The 8,338-nt window shown below is 73.1% G+C and carries 6 protein-coding genes and 1 pseudogene; 3 read left to right on the top strand and 4 right to left on the bottom strand.

The annotated features are described in order from the left end of the window. Window positions 1–50: 50 nt before the first annotated feature. Together AOK17_RS46485 and AOK17_RS46480 are read right to left on the bottom strand one after the other, a co-directional pair. Window positions 51–1,796 (bottom strand): acyl-CoA dehydrogenase family protein, encoded by a 1,746-nt coding sequence (locus AOK17_RS46485; RefSeq protein ID WP_055618676.1) that lies wholly within the window; start codon window positions 1,794–1,796, stop codon window positions 51–53. After that, a complete protein-coding gene (locus AOK17_RS46480) occupies window positions 1,793–3,628 on the bottom strand; it encodes a fatty acyl-AMP ligase (protein WP_055618675.1) in 1,836 nt (611 codons plus the stop codon). Before AOK17_RS46480 ends, AOK17_RS46485 begins: the two co-directional genes overlap by 4 nt. A gap of 163 nt (window positions 3,629–3,791) precedes the next feature. Here AOK17_RS46480 and AOK17_RS46475 point away from each other — a divergent pair, with 163 nt between their 5' ends. After that, a complete protein-coding gene (locus AOK17_RS46475) occupies window positions 3,792–5,027 on the top strand; it encodes an FAD-dependent oxidoreductase (protein ID WP_055618674.1) in 1,236 nt (411 codons plus the stop codon). Continuing rightward, complete coding sequence (locus AOK17_RS46470) at window positions 5,014–5,745, top strand: MFS transporter (protein WP_055618673.1); 732 nt, start codon at window positions 5,014–5,016, stop codon at window positions 5,743–5,745. The genes AOK17_RS46475 and AOK17_RS46470 overlap by 14 nt, the downstream gene beginning before the upstream one ends. Here AOK17_RS46470 and AOK17_RS46465 read toward each other — a convergent pair. After that, the gene (locus AOK17_RS46465; RefSeq protein WP_245697872.1) at window positions 5,727–6,590 is read right to left on the bottom strand and encodes a thioesterase II family protein; all 864 of its coding nucleotides are present in this window, start codon (window positions 6,588–6,590) and stop codon (window positions 5,727–5,729) included. The genes AOK17_RS46470 and AOK17_RS46465 overlap by 19 nt on opposite strands. Then, on the bottom strand, window positions 6,587–7,468 hold the full coding sequence (locus AOK17_RS46460) for an AfsR/SARP family transcriptional regulator (RefSeq protein WP_079053683.1): 882 nt from the start codon (window positions 7,466–7,468) through the stop codon (window positions 6,587–6,589). The genes AOK17_RS46465 and AOK17_RS46460 overlap by 4 nt, the downstream gene beginning before the upstream one ends. 235 nt (window positions 7,469–7,703) lie before the next feature. On the opposite strand from AOK17_RS46460, the pseudogene AOK17_RS46455 reads away from it, so the two are divergent. Next, window positions 7,704–8,338, top strand: a pseudogene (locus AOK17_RS46455) (hypothetical protein); the annotation flags it as partial.

Here is an 8,338-nt window from a genome sequence, read left to right as displayed (position 1 = left end):
CGGGCGAGTTCGGCCGCCCGGTGGGCGGCGGTGAGGGTCGTGTACGGCATCTACGCCACCTCCCGGCGCAGTTGGAGCCGCAGCAGTGAGACCAGCCGCCCGTGCCCGTGCAGGGCGAGCGCCTCTTCCAGCAGCTCCTCCTGAGGGTCGGACGACGACGGTTCGCCCAGCCGCGCGAGCAGTCGCTCCAGCGCGGCCCGCAGCCACAGCGCGTCCCGCCAGACGCCCTCCCCGCCCGGCACCCCGGAACCCGACTCCACCCACAGCCCCAGGCAGGCCGCTCCGGCGAAGCACAGGCAGTACCGGCGTGCCACGTCGAAGGCTTCCTCGGGGACGTCGGTCACCACATCCGCGTAGGCGGCCATCTCCTCGTGCACGCGGCCGGTCACGGCCAGCAGGCGCTCGGCCAGCTCGGCGGCGTCCTTCAACGCGGGCTCCTCGGCGGCCCGTTCATGCAGCACCGCCGTCCAGGCCGGGAGCGCGGCCACTGGAGCAGCGCCCCGCCGGGCGGTCAACTCCAGCTCCGCCGGGTCGAACTCGGGGAGCGGCGCCGCGAGATCGCAGGCCGTGCGCATGCCGTCCGCGGGTGGCGTCCGGCGCCGCCAGTGTCGTACGAGCGAACGGAACTGCAGGATCAGTGAGTTGAGGTTGACGAGGGTGTTTCCGTCGAAGAGGCCCACGATGCGGTGGTCCCGTTCGACCTTCTGGAACATGCCGTACGGTCCCGTGCCGGGGCCCGACACCAGGAAGGCGCGGGCTCCCAGCAGTTCTCCGAGGGCGGTCAGTACGTCCTCCGTGCCGGTCGGCAGCAGGTACTTGGTGACGGCCGCGACGACGGAGAGTTCGCCGGTCGTGGTGTGCGCCATGCGGGAGGCGACCAGGGCCAGGGACTCATGGGTCAGGACGTCCGCCACCGCTCCCGCCAACAGGGCGCGTGCTTGCGGTAGTTCGGCGAGCGGCCGACCGTACAGGCGTCGTTCCCGGGCGAAGTCCAGGGCGATGCGCAGTCCGTGGTCGGCAGCGCCGAGGGACAGGGACGCGCACATCGTGCGGGTCAGCTGGAGGGACTTGAGGACGGTCTCGATGCCGCTGCCCTCCGGACCGATCAGCGCCTCCCGGTCCACGTACGCCCCGTCGAGGACGATCCCGGAGATGTCCGCGCCACGGATGCCGTGCGTCGGCACCTTCGGCAGTGGACGCCAACTCCCGGGCGTCAGCGTCCTCTTGTCGACGAGCAGCACGCTGAAGCCGCGCGGTCCGCCCTCGGTGGCGGTACGGGCGAGGACGCAGAGGACCGAGCCGCGGGTCGCGTTGTTGATGAGCCACTTCTCGCCGCGCAGGACGAATCCTCCGCCGTCCGCCACGGCTTCGACCTCCCCCGCCAACAGGTCGCTCCCGTGCGCCCGTTCGGTGAGCGCCAGCGACACGGGGACCCCCGCCCGGATGTCGCTCCCGAGCCGCGCCGCCTGCTCCTCGCCGCCCGCGACCCATACGCACACCCCGCCCAGGTACGTCTTCCCGTGCGCGACCGCGACCGTCAGATCGCGGCGCGCCACCGTACGGACGAGGTGCAGCGCGTGCTCGTAGTCCCGGAGGCGTCCGCCGTGGCGTACCGGCACGTAGTAGTCGGGCAGGCCCCAGTCGTCCAGGAGCCGGCAGATCCCCGCCGGGAACTCCTCGCGGGCGTCCAGGTCCAGACAGGCGGCGTACGAGAACGGGGTGCGGGCGCCCGCCGGGTCCCCGAGCGCGTGCTCCAGCTCCTCGGCGAGGCGGTACGGGGAGTGCTCGCGGTTCACGAGGACACCGCCGCGTCGCCCACGAGGTCTCGTACGGCCGGTTCCAGAACCTCGTACAGCGGGGTCAGCGTGCCGTCGAGGAACAGGTCGCGCATGGTGGTGCGGCGGACCTTGCCGCTGGTGGTGCGGCGTACGGTGCCGGGTTTGACCAGGACCACGTTCCCCGCGGGCACGGCGAACTGCCGCCCGATCGCGCTCTGCGCGGCCGTCGCCACCGCCCGCAGGTCCCCGTCGCGGACCGCGGCGAGCCGTACCTCCTGGACGAGGACGAGATGCTCGCGCTCGGAGCCACCCCGGCCGCCCGATGCGGTGGAGTCGTCGGGTTCGGTGGAGGTCGTGGCTCCTGCGGCGCGACCGGACCGTACCGCGAAGGCCGCCCCGGCTCCCCGTGTGAGTGACGGGTCCGCCGACTGGGCGGCCCGCTCGATGTCGTGCGGGTAGAGGTTCCGGCCGGCGAGGACGATGACCTCCTTCAGGCGCCCGGTGACGAAGAGTTCGCCCGCGTCCAGGACGCCCAGGTCGCCCGTACGCAGCCAGCCGTCGGCCCCGAAGCAGTCGGCCGTGGCCGCTTTGTTGCCGAAGTAGCCCGCTGTCACGCTCGGCCCGCGCACCAAGATCTCGCCGACCAGGCCGTCGGCGAGAGGTGCGTCCGTGCCGGGAGCGACGATCCGCACCTCAGAGTCGCGGGCGCTCCCGCTGCCCGCGAGTGTGCGCCCCTCGCCGACGGCCAGCACGCCCTGCTCCAGGGCTGCCGCGTCGACCGTGCGGATCGTCGGTTCGGTGGCCGGGTCCGCGCCCGTGACCAGGAGCGTGGTCTCGGCGAGGCCGTAGCAGGGCGCGAAGACCTCGCGGCGCAGCCCGGCGGGGGCGAAACGCTCCACGAAGGCGCGCAGGGTGTCGGCGCGTACCGGTTCGGCGCCGTTGGGCGCGCACCGCCAGCTCGACAGGTCGAGCCGCGCCAACTGCTCGTCCGTGACCCGCCGTAGACACAGGTCGTACGCGAAGTCCGGTGCGCCGGAGCCCTCTACGCGGTAGTCGCCGATCATCTCCAGCCAGCGGCGCGGCCGTTTGAGGAACGACAGCGGTGACATCTGCACCGACAGACCGCCCACATAGAGGGAGTGGAGGAGATGACCGATGAGACCCAGGTCGTGGTAGTGCGGCAGCCAGCCGCCGACCACCATGCCCTCGTGGGTGCCCGCCCAGCGGCCGATCGCCGCCTCGTTGGCGAGCAGGTTGGCGTGGGTGACCATGACGCCCTTGGGCTCGCTGGTCGAACCCGACGTGTACTGGAGGAACGCCAGGTCGTCGGGGGAGGTGTCCGGCGCCCGCCACGAGGCGGGGTCACCGATGTCCTCCCGGTCGGTGGCGAGGCAGCGCACCCGCGGCAGGGCCACCGACGCCAGCCAGGCCTCCAGCAACGGCACGTACGCACCCGTGGAGAGCACCGCGGACGCGCCCGAGTCCCTCAAAATGCCTGCCACCCGGGCGAGTTGCTGCCCCTGGTCGGTCGGCAGCGGTGCGGGCACCGCCACCGATCCCGCGTACAGGCAACCCACGAAGGCGGCGACGAACGCCGTGCCCGGCGGGTGGAGCAGCAGCACCGGCCGCCCGACGGCCCCGTGCTCGCGCAGCCACGAGGCGATGCCGCGGGCCCGCCGGTCCAGGCCGGCGTATGTCAGGTGCTCGGGGACCGACCCCTGCCCGTCGTCCGGGAGGAAGACGAACGCGTCGCGCTCGGCGAGGGCGTCCGTGCGCTCCCGCACGACGTCGGTGAACGTCCGGGGCGTGCCCCGCACGGGAGTCCGCGGGGTGATGGATGCGGTGGTCATGCCAGGGAGCGTGCGAGAGCGGCCTTAACGCGGCCTTGTGGCAAGGGTGTTCGCGCAAGGGGGCTACAAGAACCGTTGCGGAGGGTGGGGTTCGGCGAGGCGAGTGCATGCCGGGACGGACTCGCCCCGGCACTGACCCGCACGGACTCCCAGGAGGCGGCCGATGGACGTACCGACGCAGGTGTGCGTGGTGGGCGGTGGGCCCGCCGGGCTGACGCTCGCCGTGGAACTCGCCCGGCGTTCCGTGCCCGTGGTCGTCGTGGAGGCGAGCCGGCACTTCAACCGGTCGTTCCGCGGCGAGTCCGTCTCGCCCGACTCCGTGTGGCTGCTCGACCGCCTCGGCCTGCTCGACCGGCTCGACGGCGAGTACGTCCAGATGCACCACATGCGGATCCAGGACTCCGGACACACCGTGTTCGCCGCCGACTTCGAGCGCTTCCGGTATCCGCATCCCTTCCCCGTCGAACTCCCGCAGCCCGCCCTGCTGTCCGCGCTCGCCGAGACCGGCGCGGCACATCCCGGCTTCACCCTCCTCCAGGGCGCGACCGCCACCGGACTGCTGCGCGACGACGACGGCACGGTCACGGGGGTGCGGGTGCGCACCGCCGAGGGCGAGCGGGAGATCCGGGCGACGCTGACCGTCGCTGCGGACGGAAGGTTCAGCAAGGTGCGCGAGATGTCCGGCCTCGCGTACCGCACGATGCCGCTGGAGCGGGACGTCGTCTGGCTCAAGTTGCCGTTCCCGTACGGCGATTGGGACGACCGTACGTATCGCGTCCGCATCCGGGGAGACCAGCACGGGCTGTTCATCCCGACCCGGCCCGACAGCGTCCGGGTCGGCTTCAACATTCCCAAGGGCGGCCTCAAGGAGATGCGGGGGCAGGGGCTGCCACGCCTGTACGAGCGCCTCGACGCGCTCGCCCCCGAGCTGTCCGGAGCGGTGCGCGAGCAGGTGCGGTCCTGGTCGGACACGTCCATGCTCGACATCTTCACGACGGTCGTGCCGCGCTGGTCCGCGCCCGGCATCGTCCTCGTCGGAGACGCCGCCCACACGCTGACGCCGATCCTCGGGCAGGGCGTCAACCACGCCATCATCGACGCGGTCACGCTGGCGCCGCTGGTGGAGGACGCCCTGGACAGCGGGCCGGTGGCGCTGAATGCCGCGACCGACGCGTTCCAGCGCGCCCGTGAGGCGTCCGTGGCCCGCTCCCGGGCCCTCCAGCTCCGCCAGGAACGCCTCTTCACGCTGCACGGCCGCGTCGGCGGAGCCTGGCGGCGCACCCTCTACCGGGCCGTGAACCGCAGCGAGTTGCTCACCCGCCGGGTGCTGGCCGGGGCGTACTTCCAGCTCCAGGAACCGGGGGAGCGGGTCGCGAAGGTGCAGGATGCCGCGCGCTGAGCGGCCGGCGGTCGGGGACGGCTTCGGGAGCGGGGGCCGGGTCCTGTACGCGGCCTGCGCGTTGAGCCAGTTCCTCGTCGCCGCCGGCGCCTCCGTGGTGACCACCATGGGCCCGGCCCTGCGCGAGGCGAACGGGCTCCGCGCGAGCTGGCTGCCGTGGGCGGTCCTGGTCTACGTCCTCGCGCTGGGCCTGCTGGTACTGCCGCTGCGCCTGCTGATCAGGCGCACCCGGCCGCTTCCGGTGCTGATCCTCGGGCTGTGGCTCTTCGTCCAGTCGTCGGTGGCGTTGACGCTGGTGTCCGGGGCGTCGGCGTTCCTCGCCTTCCGGGCGGTCCAGGGGGCGGGCGCGGCGGCGCTCACGGCCACCGCGATGGCCTTCGTTCTTGCTCTCGATCTCGATCTCGACGGGCAGCGTCCGGATCGGCTCCTCCTCGTCTGGAGCGCCGTGGTCGTCGCCGGTTTCGGTACGGGCCTCGCGGCGGGCGCGGTCGTCGGCGCCGACTGGAGGTGGGCGCTGTGGGCGAACGTGCCGCTGACGGCGACCGCCGGGATTCCGCTGGTGCGGCTGTTGCGGTCGCCTCGGCGGCGGGACAAGGCAGTTGGTCCGGGTGCGGGTGCGGGTGCGGGTGCGGGCTCGGGCTCGGGCTCGGGCGATGGTGACGGGGGTGACGGCGTGGGCGTCGGCCAGGGAGAGGAGGCTCAGGATGCCGCCGCGTGAACCGTCCGTCGGCCGCCGTAGCGGCGGACCAGGGGCGCCACCTCGTCCAGCAGCCATCCCTCGTGCGTCCGCAGGAAGAAGTGGCCGCCCGGCAGGACCCGCACCTCGCAGCCACGCGCCGCGTAACGGCGCCAGGCGGTCACCTCGGAGGCCCGTACGAGGGAGTCGTCCGCCCCGGCGAACAGGTGGAGGGGCACGCGGACGGGCCCGCCGGCCGAGCCCGCGCTCGCGCACAGCGCCAGGTCGTCCCGCACCACGGGCAGCAGCGCCCGCAGCCACTCCGGGTGCCCGAGCAGGGCCTCGGGCAGCCCGCCGAGTGCGACGAGCGCGCGGGCGAGGTCGAAGTCGGCACCGGACTCGGCACCGGAGCCGGGCTCGGCACCGTCGCTGGAGCTGGCACCGGAGCCGGAGCCGGCACCGAAGCCGGCGTTGGAGTCGGCGTCGGAGTCGATGCGCGGCGGTGGCAGATGCGGGGCGCGGTACGCGGCGAGCAGGGCCGCGCGTGGAAGGGGCGCGCCCCGCTCCTGACGTCGCCGGATCAAGGCGTACGCGATGAGCGCGCCCATGCTGTGCCCGTACAGGAGATGGGGCGAGGCCAGCACCTCGTCGAGTTCCTCGTCCAACTCCGCGACCAATGACGTGAGTTCGGTGAAGCGGGGCTCGCCGGACCGTCCCTCGCGGCCAGGCAGCCGAACGGGCAGGACGTCCACCGAGGCGCCCCGCGCGTCGAGTTCGCGCTGCCAGCGGGCGTACGCCGAGGCCCCGCCGCCCGCGAAAGGGAAGCACAACAGCCGTACGGGCGCATGAGGTTGGGGTGCCCGCGCCAGGTACTCGGTCGTCGTCATGGCATCACCACGTGGGCCCCCGTCGCGGCGCCGCGCCACCCCGATGCCCGGTCGGGGTGCCCCTGCGCGGCGCCGCTCCACCCCCCATCAGAGTGGTCGCGGATGGCGTCCAGGGACGTGTCGCCCCGCAGGATCGCCTCGTGCAACTGCCGTACACGTACGGAAGGTTCGAGCCCCAGCTCGTCCGACAGGACGCGGCGCAGACCCCGGAACAGCTCCAGCGACTGCCAGGAGCGACCGCTGCGGTGCAGGGCGAGCATCAGCTGCGCGTGGAGGCTCTCGTGCAGGGGGTAGCGGGAGGCCAGGGCGGTGAGTTCGCCGAGGAGCGCGCGGTGGCGGCCAAGCCGGAGCTCCGCGCCGAAGCGCTCCTCCAGGGCGGTCAGCCGAAGTTCCTCCAGACGCAGAACCTCCGCACGCAGTACGGGTCCTGGCGACACGTCGGCCAGTGCGGGCCCCCGCCACAGCCGCAGCGCACTCACCAGGAGCTCCGAACCCTCGGCGTCGGCGCCCGCCTCCAGCGCGGCACGTCCGGCCGAGGCGAGCCGTTCGAAACGGGAGACGTCCATGGCGTCCGGCGGGGCGTCCAGGCGGTAGCCGACGGGTACCCGCCGGAGCACGTCCTTCGGACCGAGCACGTGATCGGGACCGAGCGCCGAGCCGATCATTCTGCGCAGCTGCTTCACGTAGGTGTGCAGCGTGGCCTCGGCCGAGCGTGGCGGGCGGTCTCCCCACAACTCGTCGACCAGAGCCGAAACCCCCACCGGGTTCCCGCGGTTGAGGGCCAGCAGAGCCAGGACCTGCCGTGGCTTCGGTGCGCTCGGTACCACTGACGCCGGCCCCACCCGTGCGTTCAGCGGTCCGAGCACGGCGATCTCGATCACTCGTCCCCCCAGAGAGTGCGGCGTTCAACTGCCACCCAGACCTTGGCAGTCTGCGCGCCGCGGTCGCCAGTGACGTGCCCACGAAAACCCCATGAATCGCTCATACGCGGCACTTCTGGCGCGCCCCGGCGAATGCGCCCCCTTCGAGGCCCACTGTCCGTGACCAGGCGCTTGCCCTTAGCATCCCCGCATCAGCACAGAGGGCGCTCTGGGGACTTCTGAGGGGGAGTCGATGTCCGGTGCGGCTGAGCAGCTGACCAGCACATGGGTGGGGGAGTCGGACGGCAGGACCGCCGGTGTGCCGGTCACTCGGCATGCGTTCAGGACCGCGTTCGCGATCACGGCGGGATTCGTTCCGCTGGGCGTGGCCGCGATCGCCACGACACACCCCGGGCGGGGCGCGGCGGCAGCAGCCGTGGGAGCCCTGCTCGGGACGTACGTCCTGCATCTGGTGACGGACCGGGTGCGGGAGCGCCGGCGTGCCCTGACGATCGCGGCGCAGGGCCTGCTGGGCTTCCTGCCCGCCCTGACACCCGTGGCCGTCTGGCCCGGCACGGCGGGGTACTTCGCAGGCGCGCTCCTGGTCAACTTCCGTGGTTCCGGCGGTCGTTCGCTCGCCGCGCTCGCCGTCGCCGCGATCTGCGCCGCGGGGCGCGCGGAGGGCGCGGACTGGGCGGACGGGCTGTACGCGGGGGCCGTCACCGGGGGCACGGCACTCGTCCTTCTCGGCGCGGCCCGGTTCGTGGAACTCGTGACCACCGCCCACGACGAGCGCGAGACACTCGCCTGGCGGGCCGTCGAGCAGGAGCGCCGGCGGTACGCGCGCGATCTGCACGATCTGCTCGGCTACAGCCTCTCCGCCATCAC

Source organism: Streptomyces phaeochromogenes (assembly GCF_001418655.1).
GTDB lineage: Bacteria > Actinomycetota > Actinomycetes > Streptomycetales > Streptomycetaceae > Streptomyces > Streptomyces phaeochromogenes.
Note: the sequence above shows the minus strand (reverse complement) of the source record. Positions and strands in the feature narration are given on the sequence as shown.